This is a genomic window from Asticcacaulis sp. AC402 (assembly GCF_000495835.1).
In the GTDB taxonomy this organism is placed as follows: Bacteria; Pseudomonadota; Alphaproteobacteria; order Caulobacterales; family Caulobacteraceae; genus Asticcacaulis.
Genome location: NZ_AWGC01000012.1, coordinates 252952 through 276716, shown reverse-complemented (window position 1 = coordinate 276716; position 23765 = coordinate 252952). Strand labels below are relative to the sequence as shown.

Annotated in this window: 23 protein-coding genes; 12 read left to right on the top strand and 11 right to left on the bottom strand. The window is 60.9% G+C overall.

Annotation, left to right across the window (positions count from 1 at the left end):
- Positions 1 to 89 precede the first annotated feature (89 nt).
- A complete protein-coding gene (locus ABAC402_RS27580) occupies positions 90 to 371 on the bottom strand; it encodes a hypothetical protein (protein ID WP_023448945.1) in 282 nt (93 codons plus the stop codon).
- Between the two features lie 24 nt (positions 372 to 395).
- Entirely contained in the window at positions 396 to 614 is a 219-nt protein-coding gene (locus ABAC402_RS27575) for a DUF6496 domain-containing protein (RefSeq protein WP_023448944.1), read from the bottom strand.
- A 287-nt stretch (positions 615 to 901) separates the two neighbouring features.
- Between ABAC402_RS27575 and ABAC402_RS27570 the strand changes: the two genes are divergently transcribed.
- The 3 genes from ABAC402_RS27570 to ABAC402_RS27560 all read left to right on the top strand — a co-directional run bounded on the left by ABAC402_RS27570 (position 902) and on the right by ABAC402_RS27560 (position 5635).
- The gene (locus tag ABAC402_RS27570) at positions 902 to 3133 is read left to right on the top strand and encodes a C1 family peptidase (RefSeq protein ID WP_023448943.1); all 2232 of its coding nucleotides are present in this window, start codon (positions 902 to 904) and stop codon (positions 3131 to 3133) included.
- Positions 3126 to 4676, top strand: coding sequence for a trypsin-like serine protease (locus ABAC402_RS27565; RefSeq protein WP_023448942.1), 1551 nt, complete (start codon positions 3126 to 3128; stop codon positions 4674 to 4676). Before ABAC402_RS27570 ends, ABAC402_RS27565 begins: the two co-directional genes overlap by 8 nt.
- A 155-nt stretch (positions 4677 to 4831) precedes the next feature.
- Positions 4832 to 5635, top strand: coding sequence for a ferredoxin--NADP reductase (locus tag ABAC402_RS27560; protein WP_023448941.1), 804 nt, complete (start codon positions 4832 to 4834; stop codon positions 5633 to 5635).
- Here ABAC402_RS27560 and ABAC402_RS27555 read toward each other — a convergent pair whose 3' ends face one another.
- The 3 genes from ABAC402_RS27555 to ABAC402_RS27545 form a co-directional block, all read right to left on the bottom strand.
- Entirely contained in the window at positions 5636 to 6058 is a 423-nt protein-coding gene (locus ABAC402_RS27555; RefSeq protein WP_023448940.1) for a GNAT family N-acetyltransferase, read from the bottom strand.
- A 44-nt stretch (positions 6059 to 6102) separates the two neighbouring features.
- Entirely contained in the window at positions 6103 to 8487 is a 2385-nt protein-coding gene (locus tag ABAC402_RS27550) for a beta-glucosidase (RefSeq protein ID WP_023448939.1), read from the bottom strand.
- A gap of 131 nt (positions 8488 to 8618) precedes the next feature.
- The gene (locus ABAC402_RS27545) at positions 8619 to 8897 is read right to left on the bottom strand and encodes a ferredoxin family protein (RefSeq protein WP_023448938.1); all 279 of its coding nucleotides are present in this window, start codon (positions 8895 to 8897) and stop codon (positions 8619 to 8621) included.
- 435 nt (positions 8898 to 9332) lie between these two features.
- On the opposite strand from ABAC402_RS27545, the gene ABAC402_RS27540 reads away from it, so the two are divergent.
- The 4 genes from ABAC402_RS27540 (at position 9333) to ABAC402_RS27525 (ending at position 12200) form a co-directional block, all read left to right on the top strand.
- Positions 9333 to 9938 (top strand): 5-formyltetrahydrofolate cyclo-ligase, encoded by a 606-nt coding sequence (locus ABAC402_RS27540; protein WP_023448937.1) that lies wholly within the window; start codon positions 9333 to 9335, stop codon positions 9936 to 9938.
- A 45-nt stretch (positions 9939 to 9983) separates the two neighbouring features.
- On the top strand, positions 9984 to 10823 hold the full coding sequence (locus ABAC402_RS27535; protein WP_023448936.1) for a TIGR00282 family metallophosphoesterase: 840 nt from the start codon (positions 9984 to 9986) through the stop codon (positions 10821 to 10823).
- Between the two features lie 71 nt (positions 10824 to 10894).
- Positions 10895 to 11662, top strand: a complete 768-nt coding sequence (locus tag ABAC402_RS27530; RefSeq protein ID WP_023448935.1) for a YebC/PmpR family DNA-binding transcriptional regulator — start codon at positions 10895 to 10897, stop codon at positions 11660 to 11662.
- 148 nt (positions 11663 to 11810) lie between these two features.
- Positions 11811 to 12200, top strand: a complete 390-nt coding sequence (locus tag ABAC402_RS27525) for a hypothetical protein (protein ID WP_023448934.1) — start codon at positions 11811 to 11813, stop codon at positions 12198 to 12200.
- Positions 12201 to 12559: 359 nt separating this feature from the next.
- Here the strand turns inward: ABAC402_RS27525 and ABAC402_RS27520 are convergent, their stop codons facing one another.
- Positions 12560 to 13963, bottom strand: a complete 1404-nt coding sequence (locus ABAC402_RS27520; RefSeq protein WP_040409870.1) for a hypothetical protein — start codon at positions 13961 to 13963, stop codon at positions 12560 to 12562.
- A 60-nt stretch (positions 13964 to 14023) separates the two neighbouring features.
- A complete protein-coding gene (locus tag ABAC402_RS27515) occupies positions 14024 to 15421 on the bottom strand; it encodes a tetratricopeptide repeat protein (protein WP_023448932.1) in 1398 nt (465 codons plus the stop codon).
- Between the two features lie 403 nt (positions 15422 to 15824).
- Between ABAC402_RS27515 and ABAC402_RS27510 the strand changes: the two genes are divergently transcribed.
- Positions 15825 to 16334, top strand: a complete 510-nt coding sequence (locus tag ABAC402_RS27510; RefSeq protein ID WP_052025277.1) for a GAF domain-containing protein — start codon at positions 15825 to 15827, stop codon at positions 16332 to 16334.
- Positions 16335 to 16628: 294 nt separating this feature from the next.
- Here the strand turns inward: ABAC402_RS27510 and ABAC402_RS27505 are convergent, their stop codons facing one another.
- The gene (locus tag ABAC402_RS27505) at positions 16629 to 17171 is read right to left on the bottom strand and encodes a hypothetical protein (RefSeq protein ID WP_023448930.1); all 543 of its coding nucleotides are present in this window, start codon (positions 17169 to 17171) and stop codon (positions 16629 to 16631) included.
- Between the two features lie 83 nt (positions 17172 to 17254).
- On the opposite strand from ABAC402_RS27505, the gene ABAC402_RS27500 reads away from it, so the two are divergent.
- A complete protein-coding gene (locus tag ABAC402_RS27500; protein WP_023448929.1) occupies positions 17255 to 18232 on the top strand; it encodes a YafY family protein in 978 nt (325 codons plus the stop codon).
- Here ABAC402_RS27500 and ABAC402_RS27495 read toward each other — a convergent pair.
- The gene (locus ABAC402_RS27495; RefSeq protein WP_031235384.1) at positions 18219 to 19454 is read right to left on the bottom strand and encodes a VWA domain-containing protein; all 1236 of its coding nucleotides are present in this window, start codon (positions 19452 to 19454) and stop codon (positions 18219 to 18221) included. The two genes, ABAC402_RS27500 and ABAC402_RS27495, sit on opposite strands and share 14 nt — an antisense overlap.
- Before the next feature lie 57 nt (positions 19455 to 19511).
- Positions 19512 to 19802 (bottom strand): YciI family protein, encoded by a 291-nt coding sequence (locus ABAC402_RS27490; protein ID WP_052025276.1) that lies wholly within the window; start codon positions 19800 to 19802, stop codon positions 19512 to 19514.
- Between the two features lie 89 nt (positions 19803 to 19891).
- On the opposite strand from ABAC402_RS27490, the gene ettA reads away from it, so the two are divergent.
- On the top strand, positions 19892 to 21559 hold the full coding sequence (gene ettA / locus ABAC402_RS27485; protein ID WP_023448926.1) for an energy-dependent translational throttle protein EttA: 1668 nt from the start codon (positions 19892 to 19894) through the stop codon (positions 21557 to 21559).
- A gap of 160 nt (positions 21560 to 21719) precedes the next feature.
- Here ettA and ABAC402_RS27480 read toward each other — a convergent pair whose 3' ends face one another.
- On the bottom strand, positions 21720 to 22082 hold the full coding sequence (locus ABAC402_RS27480; RefSeq protein WP_023448925.1) for a hypothetical protein: 363 nt from the start codon (positions 22080 to 22082) through the stop codon (positions 21720 to 21722).
- A 97-nt stretch (positions 22083 to 22179) separates the two neighbouring features.
- On the opposite strand from ABAC402_RS27480, the gene ABAC402_RS27475 reads away from it, so the two are divergent.
- Together ABAC402_RS27475 and ABAC402_RS27470 are read left to right on the top strand one after the other, a co-directional pair.
- Positions 22180 to 22533, top strand: coding sequence for a hypothetical protein (locus tag ABAC402_RS27475; RefSeq protein ID WP_023448924.1), 354 nt, complete (start codon positions 22180 to 22182; stop codon positions 22531 to 22533).
- Positions 22534 to 22602: 69 nt separating this feature from the next.
- The gene (locus ABAC402_RS27470; protein ID WP_023448923.1) at positions 22603 to 23697 is read left to right on the top strand and encodes an NADH:flavin oxidoreductase; all 1095 of its coding nucleotides are present in this window, start codon (positions 22603 to 22605) and stop codon (positions 23695 to 23697) included.
- Positions 23698 to 23765 lie beyond the last annotated feature (68 nt).

The following is a 23765-nucleotide window of genomic DNA, read 5'->3' as shown; positions in this document are numbered from 1 at the left end:
ACCAGGCTGTTTGAACTGTCAAATGACGATAACCGTCTCGGCTCAGGCGGCCATCCCCAATGCCGAACGCTTTCAGGAACGGATCGCCTTCACAATTCCGCCCTGACTTTTGTCGCTTTGCGGCCAGGGTGCAACAGCAGCTCGGTCGCTTTCGTGGCCGCAATGCCTATGATCAGGCCCGCAGCAAAGATGCGCCAGGACCGCGACCACGGCGTTCCCGGTGTCCACCTTGTCTGGGGTGCAGACGGATGATGGCTTCCGGGTGCAGGGGCGTGGCGACCCTGCTTCCAAACATAGGTGTCGACGGCATCCTCCGTCCTCGCGGGTTTCGAGTATGCCTTGGCGGTGTCCTGAGTCTTGGTGTGGGCCATGGGTTGTCTCCTTTAAGGGAGAAACTATGGCCTCAAGACCTGTAAAAAGTCAGTCAGGTTCCGTCGCTCGTCGTGGGGCCCTTCTTTAGGGGCTTTCCTGGGGATGCCAGCCTCGCTCATGGCAATGGCGACAGCCTGTTTGCGCGACTTGACCTTGCCGCCGCTGCTTTTCAGGTCGCCTGCCTTGAATTCGCGCAACACCTTCTCGACCTTTTCTTTCTGGCCTTTGGTCTGTTTCTGCATAACAGAGCTCCTTCGATTGCCCCGTGCGGATTCAAGGCGTCGCCGCGTAAAAGCGCCATGCGACACCGGGGCTCCTGCGATAGTTACAAGGACTGTAAGCAATTCCGGATTGCTTGAATTGACGCGATGTTTGTGGCACCCTAGAGTGCAATCCGATAAAGTGAACGCAACGGCATGTGCGTTCCCGTTTTCGGAAGAATTGCGCGATAAAACAAAAACTTAGAGCGGGTTTCTGATTCCATCAAAACCCGCTCCAGAACAACAGTAAAATCAAGAGGGGCGGGCACGTGGTCAGAGGTATAAACATACTGGTGCTCGCCCTGGTGTCAGTTCCGGGTCTGGCACTGGCGTCCGAAGACACCGGCACGGGCTATATCCCGCTTTCGGCCGATGACTATGCCAAACAGCCAGCCTCGGTGCGCGCTCGCAGCGCCGTCCTGCTGTCCAGGGTCGACTTAAGCCCCTACTTTCCCGCGCCGGGCGACCAAAGCTTTCAGGGGTCCTGCACCGGCTGGGCCGTGTCCTATGCCGCGCGATCCTACTACCTGGCGACGGAACTGGGTTACAAGCCGGCCAGTCCAAGCCAGATCGCTTCTCCGGCCTTTGTGTTTAATGCTTCGACCTCCAAGCCTGACCCCAAGGGCGTGTTCTGCGGCGGGGCCACGCTGGTCGACGCCCTGGGCGTGGTCGTCAACAAGGGCGCCATCAGCCTGGCCCAATTCCCCTATTCGCCAACGACCTGCATGCCGGCACCTGGCCCGGACCATTTGGCCGCGGCCAGCGCCTGGAAGGTGCCGGGCTACGAGGCCATTCCCGCTGGCAGTATCCGCAATGCTGATGCCTACAAGGAGATGCTGGAACGCGGCAAGCCGATTGTCATTGGCGTCCGGTTCAATACGTCGGAGTGGAAGACGATCAGCGGGGCGGGGGTGTTTACGCTGGGGGTCAACTCGACGGGGGCTGCGGCCAAGGGCGGCCACGCCATGGTCATTGTCGGTTATGACGACGACAAGGTCGCCGCCAACGGCGAGCGCGGCGCTTTCCGGCTGATGAATTCCTGGGGCCAGGGCTGGGGCGACCGCGGTTATGCCTGGGTGAGCTACGAGGCCCTGACGACGCTGATTGCGGAGGCATATGTCTTCAAGGGCGCCCTGCCGCCGATGATCCCGCGCGACGGCGTTTACGCCCCGGTCAAGGCCACGACGCCGATCACTATAACCGCACCTTCTCCCGCGGTCCCCGCTCAGGCCGTTCCCTCTCAGGCGCTTCCCCCTCAGTCGTTTTTGGCCAAGCCGACACCGGTGACTCCACGGCCCGTCGAAATCAAGCCAGCACAACCGAAGCCGATACCCAAGCCGCCGTTGCAGACCGTCGCACCTCCACCGCCGCCGCCACCGCCGGTCCAGAAGGATCTGTCGCCGGAACTGACCGCGATGGCCAGGGGCTTTAAGACCGGCGAGGTCAAGGTCGTGCCCGCCGATGGCGGCTGGCGGATGACCGGCTATGGCTGCGTCGACGAGGTCCAGTATCTGCGTGCCCGTACCAGCCCTTACGGTGATCGTGTCTCGGTGGTCATGGAGGAAACGCCCTGGCCGGCGTGTGAGATCCGCGGCATCCTGAAGGACGCTGTCAATCGCGGCGGTGTGGCGGCCCAGGTGGTCAATCTGGCCCCCGATGCCCCGCCTTCGGCGCGCGGCGTCCAGATCACCGAAGAGGACGCCCCGGTTACGACAACGGCCATCCTGCGCAACGGTGACCGCTTCGCTATCGAGGCCGAGGTTCAGGACCAGGCACCCTACGTCCAGATATTTTACCTTCAGGCCGATCAGTCCGCCAAGGAAATCTGGCGCGGCGAGATCAAACCCGATGGTGACGGACGTCGCCGTCTGTCGATCGGTGGGGCCAATTCCAAGATCAAGCTTACCGCCAGCCGGCCCTACGGCACGGAGGCCGTTCTGATCCTCGCCGGCAAAAGCGCGATGACGCCCAAGACCATGCCGAAGAACACCTCGGAAGCCGGTTTCATGGACCGCCTGCGCAGTGATCTGGGCGCGGCGGTGCGCGCCGATCCAGGCATCCGCGCCCAGATCGTCCAGGTCGAGGTCCGCGATACTCCGACGACGGCTTGGCTCATCACCGAGGAGGAACTGAGGGCCTTCGGTTCCGGCGAACCGGAATGGCGCCTGCCGTTTTACGCCGCCGGCGACAGCTGGGGGCCCAAGGTTGTCCTGCCGGGAACCTACGACTCCAAGACCGGCCACCTGACCCTGGCCAATATCACCTTCAAACCGGCCTCGGGCGCGCGCATCCGGCCGGAAACCCTGCGGATCGAATACCGCACGGCGGTTGGCTGGCGCGACCTAACCGACCGCGTTCTGGCTCAGGGCAAGGTCACGGCCACAGGCCTGAACGTCAATCCCATGATCATGCCGAAGGGCAATCACCGTATCCGCATCACGATCATGGATGACAAGGGCCGCGTCGGCATTAACGAACTGAGGATCAAGTCCGGTGTATAGAGGGGCAGCACTCCTGGCCGTTATCGCCCTGGGCCTCGCGCCAGTGACCGCCCTGGCCGGGCGCGTCTCAACCCCGCCGCCGTCGGCCAAGGTGGTCGGCGGTCAGGTCGCTGACCCGGCGCGATGGCCGGGCTACGCTGCGATGGGGATCAAACGCCCCGACGGCTCGGTTGCCATCGTCTGCGGCGCCACCATGATCTCCAAGCGCCATGCCCTGACGGCGGCGCATTGTGTCGAATCCTATGCCCCGGCCCTGGCCAAACACTGCGCCGTCGCGGCAAGGCCCGTCGCCAGCCTTTTGCTGTTTCCTGGCCTCGTCGACCTGACCCGGACGCCCGAAGCCAAGCCCTATCGCGCCGTCAAGGTCACGGCCCATCCCGATTCCGACTGCGAGGAAGAGTTGCAGCAGACGGCGGGTCAGCCATCCTATGACAACGATATCGCCATCATTCAGATCGATCGCGACTGGATGGGACCTGTGTCGGCCTTGTCGCTGGCGCCTGAAACCGACCCCGACAGCGGCCTGACGGCCGTGGCGGGTCTGGGCACGACTGAGACGGAAACGACGGAAATGTTTCGGTCCCGGGACGGTGTGCGGTTCGCCGCCCGGGCCGGACGGCTGCTGGAAGCCTTCCTGCCGATCGTCGATGCTGGCTTGTGTTCGGAAAGTCGCAAGGGCACCGGCGGGGTCATCGGCCCGCGACAGGTCTGTGCCGGCTGGGTCAAGGCCGCGGCCAGTCAAGCCATCGGTGACGCCTGCGGCGGCGATTCCGGCGGACCTCTAATGGCCTATGACGGGGCGCGCCGGCCCTACCAGATCGGTGTCGTCAGTTGGGGGCCGTCGCCATGCGGTATTGCCGGCGAACCCGGCATCTACACCCGCGTCTCAGCCTATGGAGCCTGGATTCGTTCGGTGGCGCCGGGCGTTGCGGCGGCGCGTCCGATGACCGGTGCCAATGAAGCGCCCAGGGAAGCCGCCGGTTTCACGGCCTTGCAGACCCAACTGGCTCCGGCGAAGGACCGCATCAAGGTCGAGATCTGCGAAGCCGTCGAGGGCGGCGCCTGCGGCCTGACTTCGCTGAAGGCCGGCCAGCGCATCCGGCTGAAGGTGACCTCGCCGGTAGCCGGGCGATTGATCCTGATCGACCGCAATTCCGGCTTCCAGGTGGTGCAGGTCTTCCCCAACGCCTTTGCCTCGGATGCCGGGCGTGGCTTTATCGTTGCCAACAGCCCCGTGACCTTCCCGGACCAGACTCAGCCCTTCCAGATCCAGGCCCAGCCGCCCTATGGCGCGTCGCAACTGCTGGCTATTGTCGCGCCGCCGGGCGCCAATCTGGAGGATTTCATCGCCTCGTCGCCCGTCAAGTCGAAGGGGGTCGAAGTGACCTATGAACCGGGATGGGACTCTGAAACCGGGGCGGACTATTTCGCTGCCAACCTGGCCAACCAGGTCAATGCCGAGATTGCCGATGTGGCCAGGGTGGACGCCAACGCCCCCCTGCCCGGCTGGGGCATGGCGGTGCTGGACTACGAGATCAAGTAGCTGTGCTTTCGGGTGCGGCCAAGCTTGCCCGCTCCAGACCTGAAGTGAGCTATGCTACCCGAACCGTTCAGGGGAAGTCGCTTGACGCCGGAGGGCCTCAACCGTATTTGCACGACAGTATGAGGGGCTTTGACCGCTCTTGCGCGGAGTTTGTAATGGCGAAGTTCAATCGCGAAACCGTACTTGATGTTCAACGCTGGACGGACAATCTGTTCAGCTTCCGCACAACGCGGGATACGGGTTTCCGCTTTGAAAGCGGCATGTTCGTCATGATCGGCCTGGAAGTCGAAGGCCGGCCCTTGCTGCGTGCCTATTCCCTCGCATCGCCAGCCTATGCCGAGCACCTGGAATTCCTGTCAATCGTGGTCGAAAACGGTCCGCTGACCTCGCGACTTCAGCACATCAAGCCCGGCGACGAGATCCTGGTCGGTCACAAGCCGACGGGTACGCTTCTGCTCGACAACCTGGACTCAGGCCGCAATCTGTACCTGCTGGCCACGGGCACCGGCCTGGCTGCCTTTATGGGCATCGTCCAGGAACCGGACGCCTATGAGCGTTTCGAGAAGGTCGTGCTGATCCACGGCGTGCGCAACATCGCCGAACTGGCCTATCGTGACTTCTTCACCTCGCAGATCCAGAACGATGAATATATCGGCGAACTGGCCAAGGCGCAGTTGGTTTATGTGCCGACCGTCACTCGCGAACCATTCGAACGTCAGGGCCGGATTCCCGATCACCTGGTCTCCGACGCCTTCTATGACAGCCTGGGCCTGCCTAAGCTGGACCCGGCGCGGGACCGCGTCATGGTCTGCGGCAGTACGGCCATGCTCAAGGATCTGGCCGCCCTGCTGGAAGGCATGGGCTTCGAAGAAGGCTCCAATGCCAAACGCGGCCAGTTCGTCGTCGAGAAGGCCTTTGCCGACCAGACGCCGGCGCGTGCGACCGCTGCAGCCGAGTAATCAGAGTCTGTAGACATCGGGATGATAGCGCTCCATCAGCGTCTCCGGCCGTGCCGGGGTGTGGAAGCCGAACCTCGCATATAGGTGATGGGCATCGCTTGTCGCCAGCATGAACCGCCGCAGCCCCTGCAGATCCGGATGTGCGAACACGGCCTCCAACAGGGCGAAGGCATAGCCCATGCCGCGGAAATCGCGCTCAACATAGACATCGACCAGGTTGGCAAAGGTGGCATAGTCCGAGATCACCCGGGCGAAGGCGATTTGCTCGCCACCCAGCATCCCCCCGAAACACAGGGAATTGGCCATGGCGCGGTCGAACAGCTCACGCGGAATGCCGTTGGCCCAGTAGGACTGGCCATTTAGGAAGCCATAAACCCGGTCGAAATCCAGCCGCGACCGGTCGGAGGTGATCTCATATTTCATGCAGCTACAATTATGGGGCCGTCTTTCAACGGCCCCTGTCTGGGCTACTGGCCTTTGACGTTCAGGGTCTGGGCTTCCAGCGTCACCACGACTTCCGAAACCGGTTCGGTCGCCGAGGTTGCCAGGATGACCTTGTAATCACCCGCCTTGACGTTCCAGGTCTTGCTGGCCGAATCGAAGGTCGCCAGCAAACGCGGATCAACCGTCACTGTCGCCTTGCCTGACTTACCGGGCTTTAGCGAGATCTTCTCGAAGCCCGCCAGGCGTTTGGGCGCTTCCCAGCCGGCGTCACTCACCGGCGAAACATAGACCTGGCCGACTTCGGCGCCCGCCATCTTGCCCGTGTTCTTGATGGTGAAGCTGGCGGTCAGCGACTTGCCGGCTGGCTTGGCGCTTAGGCCCGACAGTTGGAAAGTCGAATAGCTGAGACCATGGCCGAAGGCGAACAACGGCTTGTAGCCCTTCTTGTCGAACCACTTGTAGCCGACAGCGGCGCCGTCGATATTGTAGTCGCTATGCGGATGGCTGTCGTTGTCGAGCTTCATATCACCTTCCATGATCGGACGCGGAGTCTGATCCAGCGACGCCGGGAAGGTGGCCGGCAGGTGACCCGACGGGTTGACCTCGCCGGTCAAGACGCGGGCGATGGCCTCGCCGCCGGAGGTGCCCGGATACCAGGCTTCCAGCACGGCGGCGACATTGTCGACCCACGGCATGACCACGGGGCCACCGGTTTGCAGCACGACGACGGTCTTTGGGTTGGCCTTGGCGACGGCGGCGATCAGGTCGTTCTGGCGGTGCGGCAGGTTCAGGTCCGGCGCGTCGTATGCCTCGCCCATCCACTGTTCGGCGAAGACGACGACGACATCGGCCGTAGCGGCGGCCTTGGCGGCGGCGTCGATTTGGGCCTGAACAACTCCCTGGTCGACCGTATCGCTGAAGCGGCCCGACGCCGGGTCGACGGTACGGCCGGTCTGGTCGCTGAAATCGACATAAGTGACGTTGGCCTTGGTGCGGGCCTGGATCCCCTTCAGCGGCGATGACGGATACCAGGTCTTCGGACCCGGGAAGCCCTTGCCGAACTCATCCTTCACCGGCGACAGGCCGATCGGATAAACTTGGGACGAACCACCGCCCGACAGAACGCCGACATCGGCATGGGCGCCGATAACGACGATCGACTTGGCGGTCTTGGCCAGCGGCAGGACGCCGGTGTTTTTCAGCAGGACGATGCCTTCCTCGGCGCCGGTCTGAGTGACCTTGGCGTGGGCGGTATAGTCGATCTTGTCGGCCTGGTCGCCCTTGACGACGTTGTCGAACAGGCCGTTATCGAACATGGCCCACAGGATGCGGCCGGCCATGTCGTCGATGCGCGCCTGGCTGACGTAGCCATTATTGACGGCTTCGCGCAGGGCGCCTTCGAAGTAGTTGGACCGGTCGAAGGCCCAGCCCGATTGTTGGTCCAGGCCCTGGTTCGCGGCCGGAATGGTCGAGTGGGTCGCCCCCCAGTCCGACATGACATAGCCCTTGTAGCCCCAGTCCTGCTTCAGCACTTCGTTCAGCAGATAGTTGCTTTCGCAGGCGTAGAAGCCGTTGACGCGGTTGTAGGCGCACATGATCGAGCCGGGATCGCCGATCTCATAGGCGATCTGGAAGGCCAGCAGGTCAGATTGGCGGCCGGCCTGGTCGCTAATCTTGTGGTCGATGGTAAAGCGATTGGTTTCCTGGCCATTGAAGGCGAAGTGCTTCATCGTCGTGATGACGTTGTTCGACTGGATACCCTTCATGGCATTGCCGGTGATGACGCCGGCCAACAGCGGATCTTCACCGCCGTACTCGAAGTTGCGGCCGTTACGGGCATCACGCATCAGATTCATGCCGCCGGCCAGTTGGACGTTGAAGCCCGACAGCCAGGCTTCGTTGCCAATCATGGCGCCGCCGGCAAACGCGTTCCTGGGGTTCCACGATGCAGCGGTGGCGATGCCCGAGGGCAGGGCGGTGCGCTGGCGCGGGGTGGGCGAGGTCTGGGTGGCGACGCCAATGCCAGCATCGGTCTGCCATTGGGCCGGAACGCCCAAGCGGTCGATGCCCGGGACATAGCCGGCCGAGAAGGGCAGGCCCTTTTCCGGATAGACATAGTTTTTAACGGCGTTTTTTTGCCACTGGTTGTCGGTCGAAAAGTAGCCGAACACGAGGGTCAGCTTTTCCGGCAGGGTCATTTCCTTGAGCACCAGGGCGGTCCGTTCGGAAGCGCTCAGCCTGGTGTCCATCCAGGGGCGGCTGGCCGTTGATTCGGCTGCAGGGGCTGCCTGGGCGAGGACGGCCGGGGCCGTGCCCAGGGTCATGCCAGCGATCAGGGCGGTGGTGGCGGCCAGCTTGTGTGCAAACCGCGGCAAGGCACCGCGGACGGTGGACGGGGTCGAAGACATCAGGGATCTCCCAATTATTGTTGTGACGGCGGCACCGTGTCCGGCGCTCATATTGTAGGCGGGCAAAACTGCCTGTTCCGTTATAGCGAAAAAGCCCTGTGTCTAAAGGAAAAAGTAAGGGCCGGCCTGATTTAATCCCGCTGCAGCCGGATCGCTTTTTCCGGGCAGGCCGAGACACACAGGCCACAAGCCCGGCAGGCCTCGGCGCGTACGGCGAAGCTCTGTTTCCAGCCGTTGAGGGCGCCCCTGACGTGAGTCATGAAGCCAAGGCCCGTGCGTTGTTCTGGCGGCATTATGCCCAGTTCGAAGACATTATAGGGACAGACATCGACACAATCGGCCTTGCCATCGCAGCGGTCGCGGTCGATGACGGGCTTGACCACGCCAGGCGTTTGCAGGCAGTTGCTCATGGCGCAGGTTTACACGCTCCATCACGATATTGCCATGCCCTTGAAGTTTGGCCGTCAACGGATTATCTGTCAGGGTGGCGGGTCTTGCTGCGGCTCTCGTGTCAATCACCATATCCTTCTGACCTTAATCACTTAGAACGGGGACTGTCCCTGATCTGGCCCGTGGGCCTAATCACATGGTTCCCACCTGACTAGTCAGGTCTGAGAGGATTTTAATCGCATTGATACGGTTCTTTTGTGGCGCCGCCAACCTCCCCTCAACGCAGGCCCTGATGGGCGGGCGACGTTCACCCCTGCGCTGAATTACAATAGCCGTGCCAGGAATAAGGGGTGGAAAAGTCGGGCGTAAGCCGTTAGGAGACCCGCGCCAAAGCGTTTTTGCCAAAACGGTAGAATCGCCGTGTACTGAGCGTGTCACCAGAGCGGAGCCGGATCATGATGGAGCCTGATTACATCACCATGGTGGATCCTAAGCCTTTGCTGCGCAGCGAAATGAAGCACCGCCGGGCGTCGCTCGCTGCGGCCAATCCCCTGGCCGGCGAGCAATTGGCCGGCCATGCGGAGGCGTACTTCGCAGCATGGCCGCTTCAAGGCCCGGTCATTGCCGGTTACTGGCCGATCCAAAGTGAGATCAATCCATTCCCTTTGATGCAGATGTTCGAGGACAGGGGATTGTTGCTGGCCTTGCCGGCCCTGTTGCCCGTTGATGGCGGTTATCGCATGATTTTCCGCCGTTTCCGCATCGGGGACCAGCTTTTGGATGGCCCGTTCGACATCCGCCAGCCCCGGGATGACGCCGCACCCGTCGATCCTGACCTTCTTCTGCTGCCTTTGTTAGCCTTCGATACCAAGGGCATCCGGCTGGGTTACGGCGGCGGTTACTACGACCGCGCCCTGGCCGATTTGCGGTCGCGGCGCGCCGTTGCCGCCTGGGGAGTCGCTTTTTCCGGTCAACAGCTTGCCGAAACGCCGTCGGAGGCGCATGATCAGCCCCTTGATGGAATTTTTACCGAAACCGGCGTCATCGGGACGAACCCTTAGCGCTTCTACCGGTGTGGGGCAGTCCCCACTAGATTTGGACCTTTTATGCGTTTTGCGTTTTTTGGTGACGTGGTGGGGCGCTCGGGCCGCGATGCCGTTAGCGAATACCTTCCCGGCTTGCGCCGGCAACTGAACCTCGAATTCGTCATCGTCAACGCCGAGAACGCTTCGGGTGGGTTCGGCGTGTCGGAAAACTCAGCACGTCAGCTGTTCGATGCGGGTGCAGACTGCCTGACCCTGGGCAACCATTCCTGGGACCAGAAAGAAGCGCTGACCTATATTGTGCGCGAACCGCGTTTGATACGGCCGTTGAATTATCCCCCGCTGGCCGACGCACCAGGCCGTGGCGCCAACCTGTATGAAACCCAGTCAGGCAAGCGAATCCTAGTGATGAATGCCCTGGGCCTGGTGCATATGGCGTCTATGGATGATCCGTTCGCCGCTGTCGACAAGCAACTCGATGCCTGCCCCCTGGGCCTGGCTGCCGACGCAATTGTGGTCGATATGCATTGCGAAGCCACGTCCGAAAAAATGGCCATGGGCCATTTCTGCGATGGTCGCGCGACACTGGTTGTTGGCACCCACACGCACGTGCCCACTGCCGACTTCCAGATACTGCCGAATGGTACCGCCTATCAGACCGACGCCGGCGCCTGCGCCGACTACGACAGCATTATCGGTATGGACAAGGAAGAGCCGCTGCGCCGCTTTACCACCCGGATGCAGAAGGAACGCTACAAGCCGGCCTCCGGACCTGCGACGGTCTGCGGTGTCTACGTCGAAAGCGACGAGCGCACCGGACTAGCGACCCGAATCGAGCCGATTCGGATGGGTGGCCGGCTTAGGGAAGTCGTGCCGCAGGTCGTGGCACTCGCCAGGGCGTGACAAACGCTTCCGGGCGCGCTAGATCACAGCCAACCTTCGCTCCTACCTGTTGAGATTCCCCAGAGACTTCCATGGCTGGCCATAGCAAATTTAAAAACATCATGCACCGCAAGGGCCGCGCTGACGCTGTGCGGTCAAAGCTGTTCTCCAAGCTGTCGCGCGACATTACCATCGCCGCCAAGATGGGCTTACCCGATCCGAACATGAATTCGCGCCTGCGCCTTGCTGTCGCCATGGCCAAGGCCGAATCCATGCCCAAGGACAATATCGAACGCGCCATCAAGAAGGGAGCGGCCGGCGAAGCCGACACAATGGAGGAAATTCGCTACGAAGGTCGCGGCCCCGGTGGCGTGGGAATCATTGTCGAGGTTCTGACCGACAACCGTAACCGTTCGGCCGGCAACGTCCGTTCCTATTTCACCAAGGTCGGTGGTCAACTGGCCGATACCGGTTCGGTCAGCTTCATGTTCGACCGCGTCGGAGAAATCAAATATCCGCTGACGGTCGGCGATGCCGATACGATCTTCGAAGCGGCCATCGAAGCCGGCGCCTCCGACGTCGAGACCGATCCCGGCGACGGCGATGAGAACCCCGGCGGGCACGCCATCTATACCTCCTTCGAGGATTTCAATGAGGTTGCCGAAGCCTTGGCCAAGGCCTTGGGCGATCCGCAGTCGACAGGGATCATCTGGAAGCCCCAGGCCCTGACGGCGGTGACCGGCGATCCGGTGAAAACCCTGATGAAGCTGCTCGATGCGCTCAACGACGACGAAGACGTCCAGAATGTCTACACCAATATGGATGTTTCGGACGAAGAAATGGAAGCATTAGGCGCCTGATTCCCGCCGCGCGCGATTAACCGTTGCCGATGGGTTACGCCATCGGGTGCAAATTGGGCCCGTCGTGGAATCCGGGCTTTGACTAAGGCCTGAAATGTGCGAAGATGTTTGTTAACCATTTGAGCACCACGTCCTTCTGGGGGATAGCATGAAAGCGTCGATTTTGATCTTGGCCGGGCTGAGCGTCCTTGCTGCCGGCCTGACGGGGTGTCAGTCCAATCCTCGTGAACGGACTCGCTACGTCGATGTCCGCACGGAACGTGAGCGCGCCCAGCAGTGCGTTGCCGCTTTTGAGCCAGGTAGCAAGGCCCCTCAAATCATGACGTATGACTCAGAAACTGGCACGGAAGTCCATATGAATCAGGACGGGCGCCGGGTGGATGTTACCGCTCAGAATGCTTCGGACAATACTGCCTTGGGCATGGGTGGCAAGGTCGGTGGCAAGATACCCGAAGCCTGCACCGACGCTGATCCCATTTCGGGACCAGCCCTGCCGAAGGATCGTCAGTACAAGACAACCTGGAACTCCCAGAAGTAAACTGGTTTGTCGGTCGAGTTTTGAGAAAGCCCTGGAGCGATCCGGGGCTTTTTTTGGTCTGGAGTGGGAAGCATTTTCACGGAATCAAAACGCATCAGGTTTCCTGCGGCGTCGATTGCGTTGGGAAGTTTTGCATGCCCTGAAATCCGTGCTCATCCGTGTCCGTCGCGCAGCGGCGATCCGTGTGATCCCTGGTCAACCTCTTTTCGAAGGTGCGGACAACCCCACGACATCCCGCACGTCCTGAAGTTCAAGCCTGTTCGTGAAGCTTGTGGTTCAACGTCCTTTCAACCCGCCAAACCAAAAGCCCCGAAACCAGGTTCCGGGGCTTTTGCTTTCTCATCAGACAAAACCGAGCCCTACGGCTTGGTCTTGTCGAGCTGGTTATAGGGAACCGGACCCGGAGCGGCGGCGCCGTCAATGGTCGCTACAGTCATACGCGGCCAGAATTCATCGAACATGAACTGGTCGTCAGCATCGCCCGGAACATCAAACTCCGAGCCGCGATACCACGGTGTGCACACGCGCTGTGACGGTTCGATACTGCCCCACTTCAGGCTCGGGCAGCCTTCGCCATTCGGGTCGATCTGGTTGTCAACGGCGCGGACTTCACCTGTCGATGACGCCAGAATACCGGCCGTGCGAATATTTGCGATCTGGTTGCGCCCGACGAAGGCCGTCCCATCTTGGATGTCGATACCAATCTCGTTGGCGATGATGGTATTCTCAATGATGCGGGCGCGGTTCAGGCCCAACACGATACCCTGATCCGAGCGGGCGATCAATGTATGCGAAAGCAGGGCCTCGCCCGCACCTTCTATGCTGACGCCTTTCGAGAAGTACAGGACCTTCATGTCGTTCATGCTTAGGATCGAACCGCCGCTGTCGAGTTTAATCTCGATACCGGTGGCGCCTTCGCCGCGTTCGAAGCCATGCCAATCGGCCAGTTGCTGGACGCTGACGCCCTGCATCTGCGAGTCGCCGTTCAGAACGCCATAGATACCGCCCGAGGTCGTGGCAATCTGCGAATTTTCGGCGAACAGCGAAGCATTGTTGACCGCCAGAGCGACCGAACGGGTCTTGGCGATCAGGTGGGTATTCTCAGTCATGTTCAGCCGGCCGCCCGACAGGTGGACAGCGGCATTGTCGCCCTGATAGCGAACCAGGGTATTCTGCAGCGTCAGCTCGGTGTTGGACGCCTCGACGCCAGCCATGCCTTGGCTGCGCGGCGCAGAAATAAACATGTCCTTCAGGATGACGTGGTCGGCCGAAGGTGAGATGCGGATGGCCGACTCGCCCGCAGGGGCGACCAGAACCGGAATCTGCTGTGGCCCGTAACCCTGGCCGACGATGGTGATCGACTTCTTGATGTCCAGCGTGGCGACACAACTACGGTTTTTGGCCTTCAGGTACAGGACCCCGCCGGAGCGAATACGACCGACCACTTCCTCGACATAGCGCGGGTTGGCGCGGTCGCAGTCCACCGTGGCATCGGCCTGGCCGCGGCCATGATAACCGTAACGGCTGCCGCCCTTATAATGGCGCGGACCACAGGTCCGCAGCTGCGCATCCAGCAGCATGCCAAAGCAAGGCTTCATGTAACCGCTGACACTTGCAGCGCTGCTGTGTTCGTAATTGCCGTCGCGGGCGTTGGCCTGGGGCACGAAGACGGGCGCCAGCACCAACGCCAGAGCCGCGACGGCGCCGAGCCCAAGGCCGGCTCTCGTGCGGCCCGAAGGCGAGGTTTCACTGTTCTTGCGCATCCACATGCTTCTTTCCTTGTACCGCTCCGCCCTGCCGGACAAAAGCGATTACGCTTTGAATTAACGTCCGCGGCTTCCGCCAGCGGGATCGTAGGACACCTGATTCAGCACTTCCTGCAACCTGCCGGCCGAGGGGCGGAAGCCCGACAGGGCGGCATCGAGTTGCATCACAACAGATTCGGCCTTGTTCTGGTCGGCGACGCCTTGCAGACCGAGGTCGAAATAGGTCGACATGGCATAGCGCGCCTCGGGCGAACCCTGCTTGTCAGCCTGCTTGTACCAGTTGAAGGCGCGGGCATAGTCTACGGGGACGCCGACACCTTCGGAGTACATCACCGCCAGGACCAGTTGCGAACGCGAATCGCCATTGACGGCGGCCAACTGGATGGCGCGAACCTTGTCACGATTGGTCAGTACAGCCCCGCTGGGCTGACCGGTCATGCCGCGAAGGGCGTCGATCGTCTGTTTCGGTACATCCTTGGGCTCGAAGCAGGCGACGTTCAGGATATCGAGATAGTCGAGGGCGCGGACCACGTGGATGAAGGGCAGTTCGTCCATCCGCGACAGGGCATAGGCGGCACTGTCGTCGCGGACCGATTCGTCCGAGTGGGGCACGCCGCCGGGAGGTGTCTCCGGCGGATAAAATTCGTAGGGGGCAACCCAGCGCTTGGCCTTGGCTTCGACGAAGGAGGCGTAGCGCGCGCGGTCCGGGGCCGACTTTTCGAAGTCCTTCAGCAGCACATAGGCGCTGACGTCGCCGGTTTCGGAGGCCTTGTAGTTATAGAGATAGGCGTCGACGTCCGAGCGTTCGAACAGGCCTCTGGCATTGGACAGGCCATAATTGGCGCCGCGCATGTTGGCGCGGATAGCCTGGGGATTGTCCGCCGGTTCACCCATCGGGCCATATTGTTTGTCGTAGAGACGACCCATTGTGCGGAAGCCTTCCGCGCCCATGGTCGACAGCACATAGGTCACGCGATCGCGGACCTTTTCGCGCTCGCCGGAATCCATCATCGACAACTGATCGTCCAGCATTTTGTAGGCGCGGGCCCGTTCATAGGCGCGGCACTTGTCAAAGCGCGAAGCCATGGTGCCGCCGCGTGGATCCATCGCACGGTTCATCGGAACGTAACCCTGCGGATTGGTCAGAGCCATTGTCAGCCACATCGACGACTCAACATAGTCTTCGAGATTTTTATCCGTGGCATTTATTCCGGCGTACCGGTTGGCCAGTTCTATCTGGGCAAAGAAATCGTTCTTGAAAGCGAGGTGACGGTAATACCGGATTTCCTTTTCCTGGCCACCGAAACCGCCCTGCTGGAACATATCGGCCGGGCGCGGACAGGCATAGGTGCCCTGCACCGATTCCTTCTTGCGCCACATGTTGTCCCAGGAAAAACCATCGCATCCGGTCAGTGTGACCGACAGGCACAGGCTCGCGACGAGCGCAATCCGCATCGGTGCGCGTCCCTTCTGGCTCGCCGAAACCGGTTTCGTGTCCTCTCGGATCGTCCCCGACCTCATCTGGTCATGTTCTGACATCAGTAATCGCCCCGACAGTGTCGGCTAACTATGGTTAATACGAACTTGTGCTGAGGAATATGATCACTGTCAAGCCAAGCCCCCCTTAAGGCCGTGCAATCTTGATGAGCGTTGCCGGATTGCCGCGAAAACATAAACGCGCCGTAAGTGCCCATAATCCCAAACCCCGTGGATGGTATCCACTGAGGCATCATGCGTCAATTCCGACGGCTTGGCCAGAAAAAAGTGTTAACAGCCGCACATATGGCTGCGCTTTCCCGCGGAGCGTGCTAGGACGCACGCAGGGGTTTGACATTACGCTTTTCAGGAGAATTGCGCCTTGCACAGAGTCGAAGTTCCGGTAGTGGTTAGATCGAAAAGCGAGACCTATCAATACCTTATAAGAGACATCAAGGCCGTCTTGGACGATGAGGGCAATCGCATAGCCAAGATGGCGACTGTTGTCTCCCTGTGCGCTCAGGCCTTTCCGGACTGGTTCTGGACTGGTTTTTATTGTGTGGATGAGGTTAAGAAGACACAGGGGATCGAAGAACTGGTGGTCGGACCCTACACCGGAACGCTCGGGTGTCTGCGGATTGCTTTCGGACGCGGCGTTTGCGGCACGGCGGCGGCGACCAGGACCACCCAAATCGTACCGGATGTCCATGCCTTTCCAGGCCATATTGCCTGTGACTCACGGTCAAACTCGGAAATCGTCGTGCCGGTTTTCGACCCCGCAGGTGAGCTGATCGCCGTGTTCGATGTCGATTCGGAGCAGTATGACGCGTTTGACGAGACCGATCGCGACGGGTTGGAAGACATCATGGCGTTGACATTCGGCAAATCCTGAACCCGCCGCTTTAGAGCGCAATCCGATAAAGTGTGCAGCACTTTTCGGAAAAATTGCGCGACAAAACAAAAACTTAGAGCGGGGTTTTGATTCCACCAAAACTCATCCCGCTCTAGCGCGGGCGAGGTGAAGATTTGACCACGAACCTCATGAAGAGGCACGAACTCAAGAGTGTTGCAGACTATGGCACGCCCCCTATTCGAGGGCGCCGCAAAGCGGCGTCGCTAGAGCGGAACGGCGATCCGTGTTGATCCGTGGCAAAAAAAGTTACGTAAGCGACGCCGCACAGACATTTCAGATTCGCGTCCAGGCCATGATCCAGTTGTCCTGCCAGGTCTTGCCGCCATCCTTCGAAACCGCCTGGTACCAGCGGCATGAGGTCGGCGTAATCTGATCCCATACGCCACGCCAGATCTCGGACGGACGGGCCGGATCGACGGAGTCGAAAACACCAGCGCCGTCGCTGAACACGCCAGGCACGCCCTCGCTGCCCAGGGCGCCCGACTTGGCATTAACCCAATAGTCCTTCCATACCTTCTGTTCGATATCGAGCACGCGCAGCCCCATGCCGGAAAAATCGCGCGCCGGAATGCGCAGTTCCTCGACGCTGACCACGCCTTTCAGGATCGACACCACGGTAGCCTCGCCATCGAACTCGATCCATTCCCCAGTGTCGGCGTTTTTCAATTGGCGGTTCTTTATCCGCCATTCGCCGGTGAGGAAGTCGAAATCGCCCGCCTTGCCAACGGCCTGTGCATCGGCGGCTGTCGCCGGCAAGGTGCTGGCCAAGGCGGCGGCGGTTTGAAGGACGTGGCGGCGGTGCAGTTCGGCGGTCATGGGCGGGCTCCTGAGGAATGATACACCACTTTCGACTCTTAATCCTGACACCGAATGTCAGGAATTTCGGTTACACATAAATAATGCGTGCCAGCCGTCTCCTTTCCATCCTGATGCTTCTGCAACTGCGCGGCCGGCTGACGGCCGAATTTCTCGCTGCCGAATTCGAGGTGTCGATGCGCACCATCTATCGCGACATTGACGAGCTCAGCGCCTCGGGCGTGCCGGTCTATGCTGATCGCGGTCCCGGCGGAGGTTTCGCCCTGATGGATGGCTACCGCACGCGGTTGACTGGCATGGCGGCCGGCGAGGCAGAGGCCTTGTTCCTGGTTGGCATGCCCGGTCCGGCAGCCGCCCTGGGGATGGAGGCTGCGGCGGCCATGGCCGGCCACAAGGTCCTTGCCGCCTTGCCTGGCGCAACAGGCGTTATCGCAGGGCGGACGTGGCTGCGGTTCCATCTCGATCCCGCCGGCTGGTACCGTGGCGGCGAACCGCCCGCCGCCCTTCTGTCGGTGGCCCGCGCCGTGTGGGACCGCAAGGCGATCGCTATGCGCTACGACAGTTGGGCCGGAACGCGCGACTGGCACGTCGAGCCGCTGGGTTTGGTGCTGAAAGCCGGCGACTGGTACGTCGTGGCGCGCGGCGCTGGCAAGGTGCGGATTTTCAAGGTCGCCAGCATCCTTGGCCATGAGGTGCTGGAGACCGGTTTCGACACGCCGGAAGCCTTTGACCTGGCAGCCTTCTGGACGGCGGAAGTGGCGCGGTTCGAAGTCGGCCTGCGTCCCGATGTGGCCCGTCTTCGTGTATCGTCGGTGGGCGCTAAACGACTGGAACGCCAGGGTGCCTACGCCGTTCATTCCGTCGCTCAAGCCGGTTCGCCAGACGTGGAGGGCTGGGTAACCCTTGACCTGCCGATCGAAAACATCGAGGACGCGGCCCTGATCGTGCTGGGCCTCGGGGCAGAAGCGGAAGCCCTGGCGCCAGACGCCCTGCGTGACCGGGTGCAGACGCTTACGCGTGATATTGCCGTACTCTACAGTGACAGGTCTACCCGTCTATAATGCCTTTTGCCCTGGCGTCCTTCAGCCAGGCGGGGAACTCCTCCATCAGGCGGTCGTACAGTTCGTCCTCGCTGATGGCATGCAGGTCGTCGATGGCGAAGAAGTTGCAGTTGTCGACGACGCGGCCGGCCATGTCGTCCAGCCGCTCGAGGATACCGTAACTGCGCCCGGCAATGCCGACGAATTGCCAGAACAGCGGCAACTTCGCCGCCTCGGTAATGCGCTCGGCGATGCGGCGGCTCTCAGAGACCCCACCGTCGCTAATGAACAAGATATAGACCGGAACCTTGCTGGAACTCTTGCGGTAGAATTTGACCACCGCGTCGATGACGGCCGGCTCATTGTTGCTGCGCGGGCCAATATTCCACCGTTTCCAGCCGAGATTGTCCTTCTCGATGAAGTCGGAAAAATTGGCCAGGTTGATGCTGGACAACTGCACCGGCTTCTGGGCGAAGGCCCAGCACTCCAGCGACTGATCGTCGTCGAAATGGACCGCCAGCGGCAGCAGGCGGTCGACGATTTCCTGAACCCGGCCTTTGCGATATTGGCCATCCATCGAACCTGAGGTATCCAGCACCAGCGCCACCCGGGCGCGAACGCCGGACAGACGCTTTTTCTCCAGGCTGACGGCGGCCTTTTTGACCAGGCTGACCAGTCGCGGCGCCTTCTCGGCGATGGTTTTTTCCAGCGACATCCCCGCTGGCGCGGGTGTTGGGGCGGTTTCGATGACGACACCGAAACCGGTGGCCAGCGGCGCCAGTCCGCCGTCATAGCCGAGGCCCAGGCAGCGAAACTTCCATTCGCCGTGGCGACGATAGAATTCGCCAAGGATCAGGGCGGTTTCGGTCTTCCCGGCGGTCGCAATTGTGGCCTGGATATCCGCTCCAACCTGGACGATGATATCACTATAGGCGCCGAAACGGGCCTTGTTGTCGTGGATGGTGGCGGTCACGGCGACCTTTTCGATCGCCGGATCCAGCGCCGCCAGGTTCAGGGTGAAGCGCGGCTTGTCCGGCTGGCCGAGGTCCAGCTGCACGGCGCCCCTGGCGACCTCGGGTTGGCCATAGAAACACATATCCGAGTCGTCGCGGACCTTACCGGTGGCGGTCAGCAAGAAGACTGAAACGTCGAGATCGATCCCGGCCAATGGCTGGTAGACGACGGTCGCCTCCGTTGGAAGGTTAGTAACAGCAGCATTAGCGCCGGGGGTAAGGAGGGGCATCTTGGCTCTCTATCTGACAATGTTACGCAGGTGCCGTCGGTCTCGCGGTCAGACTGACTAATCGCGTGGCAGCTCGCGGATTTCCACCACGCCGCCGGCCTCATAGACCGGATTGCCGGCGAGGAAGCTGCGGGCCGTTTCGAAATCCACAGTTTCGATACGAATGTAACCATCGAGGTGCGCTGTGGGTTCCGGCGGCGACTGGGTCTGGCTGAAACACGCGCCATCGCCGATCATGCTACCACCGCGCATGACGCCGGCCGCGCCCAACCGCTCGAAATAAGCCTGCCAGTCACTGTCTGCGGTGACCACGGCCGGCTTCGCATGCATCAGAAGGATGAAGTCCATCAGTGTGCCCCTTTCACCTTGCGAATTGATGCCCTGTCGGCTAAACCGCGCGGCACTTTCCATTTATTGCAAAAAGGTCCGTTTCGCACATGGCGCAACAGTTTATTTTCCAGATGCAGGGCCTGACCAAGATCTACCCCGGCGGCAAGAAGATTTTCGAAAACATCTGGCTCAGCTTCTATTCCGACGCCAAGATCGGCGTGGTCGGTGTCAACGGCTCGGGTAAGTCAACCCTGCTGAAGATCATGGCTGGCATCGACAAGGAGTTCAACGGCGAAGCCAAGGCCGCCGAAGGCACCAAGATGGGTTATCTGGAGCAGGAGCCGCACCTCGACGACAGCCTGACAGTCTGGGAAAATGTCATTTCTTGGTGCGAGGAAAAGAAAATCTTCGATCGCTACAACAAGGTCGCCGAACTGATGGGCGAGGAATACAGCGACGAACTGATGGAGGAGATGAACACCCTCCAGGAAAAGATCGACGCCGGCGACCTGTGGGACATCGATTCGCGGATCGAAATGGCCATGGACGCCCTGCGCTGTCCGCCCAATGAGTCTGGCGTGACCAAGCTTTCCGGCGGTGAAAAGCGCCGCGTCGCCCTGGCCCGACTGCTGCTCAGCAAGCCCGATATGCTGCTGCTCGACGAACCAACCAACCACCTCGACGCCGAGTCGGTCGCCTGGCTGCAGCATCACCTGGAAAATTTCCCGGGCTGCGTGATTCTCGTGACCCACGACCGCTACTTCCTCAACCTGGTGACCAAGTGGACCCTGGAACTGGACCGCGGAAAGGGCATACCGTATGAGGGCAACTATTCCGGCTGGCTCGAGCAGAAGCAGAAGCGCGTCGTCCAGGAGCAGTCCGAATCCGAAGCCCGCCAGCGCGCCCTTACCAAGGAACTGGACTGGGTCCGTTCCGGCGCCAAGGCTCGCCAGGCCAAGTCGAAGGCCCGTTTGGCGGCCTATGAGGATATGGTGCGCGAACAGGAAAATTCGCGTCAGGCGCAAAGCTTCGCCACCATCCAGATTCCCCCCGGTCCGCGGTTGGGCAATCTGGTGCTGGAAGTCACTGATTTGGAAAAGGAATATGGCGACAAGGTCTTGTTCAAGGGCCTGACCTTCCGCCTGCCGCCCAACGGGATTGTGGGGGTCATCGGCCCCAACGGCGCCGGCAAGTCGACCCTGTTCAAGCTCATCACCGGTCAGGAAAAGCCCGACCAGGGCGCCATCCGCCTGGGCGAGACGGTGAAGCTTGCCTATGTCGACCAGTCGCGCGACGATCTCGACCCCAGCCACACCGTCTGGCAGGCCATTTCCGGCGGCACCGACATCATGGTGGTCGGCAAGAAGGAAATAAATTCGCGCGCCTATGTCGGTGGCTTCAACTTCAAGGGTGGCGACCAGCAAAAGAAGGTCGGGCTTCTGTCCGGCGGTGAGCGCAACCGCGTCCACCTGGCCAAGACTTTGGCGGCTGGCGGCAACGTCATCCTGCTCGACGAACCGACCAACGACCTGGATATCGAAACCCTGCAGGCGCTGGAAGAGGCGCTGGAAGATTTCGCCGGCTGCGCCGTGGTCATCTCCCACGACCGCTGGTTCCTCGATCGCCTGGCGACGCACATTCTGGCGTTTGAGGGCGACAGCCATGTCGAATGGTTCGAGGGCAACTTCGAAATGTACGAAGAAGACAAGAAGCGGCGCCTGGGCATCGACAGCTTGATCCCAAAGCGGATCAAGTTCCAGAAGTTCGGGCGGTAGGCGCTGACGGTCTGCAAGCCGTCATCTCACTGCGATCCGATGCTCACGTACTAAAGTACGCTCCGCTTCGGTTCTCGCGAGCTAACGCCTTTCGACTCGTCATCCCCAACCGCTGCTACGGTGAAAAAGAAGCAAGCGCTGGTTGAAAGACCGGCGCTTTTTATTCAAAGCCTTCCACGCGATAGGGCTTGAAAGCCAGGCGCAGAAAATGTTCACGATCTTCGGGCGGTGCGTTTCCTCGCGCAATGTAATCGTCAACCGCTTTTATGGCAGCCTGTGCAAAAGGATCGGATAGCGGAAACACAGTGGGTTCGTGCTGTCGCGGACTGAGTTGGTTCCAGCGCTCAAAAACGGCGTCAATCAGTCCGTTCAGATGCGGATTTAACAGTTCGGTCGTGGTGTAGATGTAGTCCGGTGGGAATTTGGCGCGCATGAGAATTTGGCTCATGACCGACAATCCGGGCACTTCCATATGCAGCACGAGGCCCTTGTCGCTCATTGAGATGTCGAAATAGCGTTTCATAAGCGGAGGCTAAGGTCGTCAAACTACATTTGCAAGCGTTCCCAATGGATCGGGATAGAATCGTGTTATGCGACCCAGGAGTGATAGGAGTCTGTAGATGGCTGAAGCTCCCCAGGCATCGTCAACACGCAATGTCGAGCACGAACAGGCCTTGTGCCAGGCCATTATCGCGGGCGTTCAGGTGATCCTTCGCTACGAAGACGGCAAGAACGAGCGGACCTTTGAGCCCTTCGCTGTCTATTACACCGCGAAGGACCGTTCGCGCGTCAGCGTTAGCGGCGTCCAGGTGCGGGATTCAGCCAAACCCATCGGACCGTCCACACCGCAAGCCTTTGATGTCGCCAAAATCACGCGCATCACCATCACCAGCAAAAAATTCAAACCAGACCCCAGGTTCACGCCAACCGACAGGCTGTATGCCAACGGGATCATCTGTTACGCCAAAGTTTAATTCCGACCCGCTCTTGCGGTGCAACTTTAACGTAACCACCTCGTTCTCATAATGTTTGGAGACTTCGGAATGTCGCATACCTCGCTGTTTACACCCTTCCATTCGAAGTCGCTGGAACTGGACAACCGCATCGTCATGGCGCCGATGACGCGCAACTTTTCGCCCGGCGGGGTGCCGGATCAGGCGGTCGTCGACTACTACCGCCGCCGCGCTGAATCCGGCGTCGGACTGATCGTCACCGAAGGCACTGTGATCGAACGTCCGGCGTCGAAGAACGAAGCCAATATCCCCAATATCTATGGCGAGGGCCTGACCGGCTGGGCCAAGGTCGTTGAAGCCGTCCACGCCGCCGGCGGCAAGATAGCGCCGCAGATCTGGCATACAGGGGCGATCTTCGGGCGCAATCCCGACTGGCGGCCGACGCCTATGGACAGCCCCTCGGGCATCAGCCTGTCCGAGGAAAGCGTCGGCGCAGCCATGACCGAGGCCGATATCGCTGACACCATCGCTGCCTTCGGGCGCGCGGCAGGCGATGCCATGCGCCTGGGCTTCGATGCCATCGAACTGCACGGCGCGCACGGCTATCTGATTGATGAATTTTTCTGGGCTCACACCAATCGCCGCACCGACAAATGGGGTGGCGCCACCATCGCCGAGCGTTCGCGCTTTGCGGTCGAGGTGCTCAAGGCCGTCCGCACCGCGGTCGGCCCGAACTTCCCCGTCATCATCCGCCTTTCGCAATGGAAGGGCGGTTTCTGGCACAACAAGCTGGCCGCCAACCCGGTGGAGATGGAAGCCTGGCTTCAGCCTCTGGTCGATGCCGGAGCGGACGTTTTGCACTGCTCGCAACGCCGGTTCTGGGAGCCGGAATTCGAAGGCTCCGATCTGAATTTTGCCGGCTGGGCCAAGAAGGTTACCGGCGTGCCGACCATCACGGTCGGTTCTGTGGGGCTCAACGGCGAGTTTATCGCGGCTTTCGGTGGCGCGGCGTCGGAGCCTCAGTCCCTGGACGAATTGCTAAAGCGGCTGGATCGCGGCGATTTCGACCTGGTGGCCGTGGGCCGCGCCATCCTCAATGACCCGGAATGGGTCTCCAAGGTGCGCGATAACCGCCACGGTGAGCTGAAAGCCTTCAGTCCAGCGGCGTTTGCGACGCTGTACTGAGCCAAACCTGGCAGGGGAAAGAGACGCAAACGCCAGCTTCACAAGATGAAGCTGGCGACGCGTGGCAG

What these genes read in the sequence shown, in the direction of transcription:
- ABAC402_RS27480 (WP_023448925.1), bottom strand. Translation starts at nt 22,082, where the DNA reads ATGAAACGCTATTTCGACATCTCAATGAGCGACAAGGGCCTCGTGCTG.
- ABAC402_RS27525 (WP_023448934.1), top strand. Translation starts at nt 11,811, where the DNA reads ATGAAAGCGTCGATTTTGATCTTGGCCGGGCTGAGCGTCCTTGCTGCC.
- ABAC402_RS27530 (WP_023448935.1), top strand. Translation starts at nt 10,895, where the DNA reads ATGGCTGGCCATAGCAAATTTAAAAACATCATGCACCGCAAGGGCCGC.
- ABAC402_RS27540 (WP_023448937.1), top strand. Translation starts at nt 9,333, where the DNA reads ATGATGGAGCCTGATTACATCACCATGGTGGATCCTAAGCCTTTGCTG.
- ABAC402_RS27490 (WP_052025276.1), bottom strand. Translation starts at nt 19,802, where the DNA reads ATGGACTTCATCCTTCTGATGCATGCGAAGCCGGCCGTGGTCACCGCA.
- ABAC402_RS27550 (WP_023448939.1), bottom strand. Translation starts at nt 8,487, where the DNA reads ATGTCTTCGACCCCGTCCACCGTCCGCGGTGCCTTGCCGCGGTTTGCA.
- ABAC402_RS27475 (WP_023448924.1), top strand. Translation starts at nt 22,180, where the DNA reads ATGGCTGAAGCTCCCCAGGCATCGTCAACACGCAATGTCGAGCACGAA.
- ABAC402_RS27470 (WP_023448923.1), top strand. Translation starts at nt 22,603, where the DNA reads ATGTCGCATACCTCGCTGTTTACACCCTTCCATTCGAAGTCGCTGGAA.
- ettA (WP_023448926.1), top strand. Translation starts at nt 19,892, where the DNA reads ATGGCGCAACAGTTTATTTTCCAGATGCAGGGCCTGACCAAGATCTAC.
- ABAC402_RS27580 (WP_023448945.1), bottom strand. Translation starts at nt 371, where the DNA reads ATGGCCCACACCAAGACTCAGGACACCGCCAAGGCATACTCGAAACCC.
- ABAC402_RS27520 (WP_040409870.1), bottom strand. Translation starts at nt 13,963, where the DNA reads ATGCGCAAGAACAGTGAAACCTCGCCTTCGGGCCGCACGAGAGCCGGC.
- ABAC402_RS27500 (WP_023448929.1), top strand. Translation starts at nt 17,255, where the DNA reads ATGCGTGCCAGCCGTCTCCTTTCCATCCTGATGCTTCTGCAACTGCGC.
- ABAC402_RS27545 (WP_023448938.1), bottom strand. Translation starts at nt 8,897, where the DNA reads ATGAGCAACTGCCTGCAAACGCCTGGCGTGGTCAAGCCCGTCATCGAC.
- ABAC402_RS27515 (WP_023448932.1), bottom strand. Translation starts at nt 15,421, where the DNA reads ATGCGGATTGCGCTCGTCGCGAGCCTGTGCCTGTCGGTCACACTGACC.
- ABAC402_RS27505 (WP_023448930.1), bottom strand. Translation starts at nt 17,171, where the DNA reads ATGACCGCCGAACTGCACCGCCGCCACGTCCTTCAAACCGCCGCCGCC.
- ABAC402_RS27535 (WP_023448936.1), top strand. Translation starts at nt 9,984, where the DNA reads ATGCGTTTTGCGTTTTTTGGTGACGTGGTGGGGCGCTCGGGCCGCGAT.
- ABAC402_RS27575 (WP_023448944.1), bottom strand. Translation starts at nt 614, where the DNA reads ATGCAGAAACAGACCAAAGGCCAGAAAGAAAAGGTCGAGAAGGTGTTG.
- ABAC402_RS27555 (WP_023448940.1), bottom strand. Translation starts at nt 6,058, where the DNA reads ATGAAATATGAGATCACCTCCGACCGGTCGCGGCTGGATTTCGACCGG.
- ABAC402_RS27495 (WP_031235384.1), bottom strand. Translation starts at nt 19,454, where the DNA reads ATGCCCCTCCTTACCCCCGGCGCTAATGCTGCTGTTACTAACCTTCCA.
- ABAC402_RS27560 (WP_023448941.1), top strand. Translation starts at nt 4,832, where the DNA reads ATGGCGAAGTTCAATCGCGAAACCGTACTTGATGTTCAACGCTGGACG.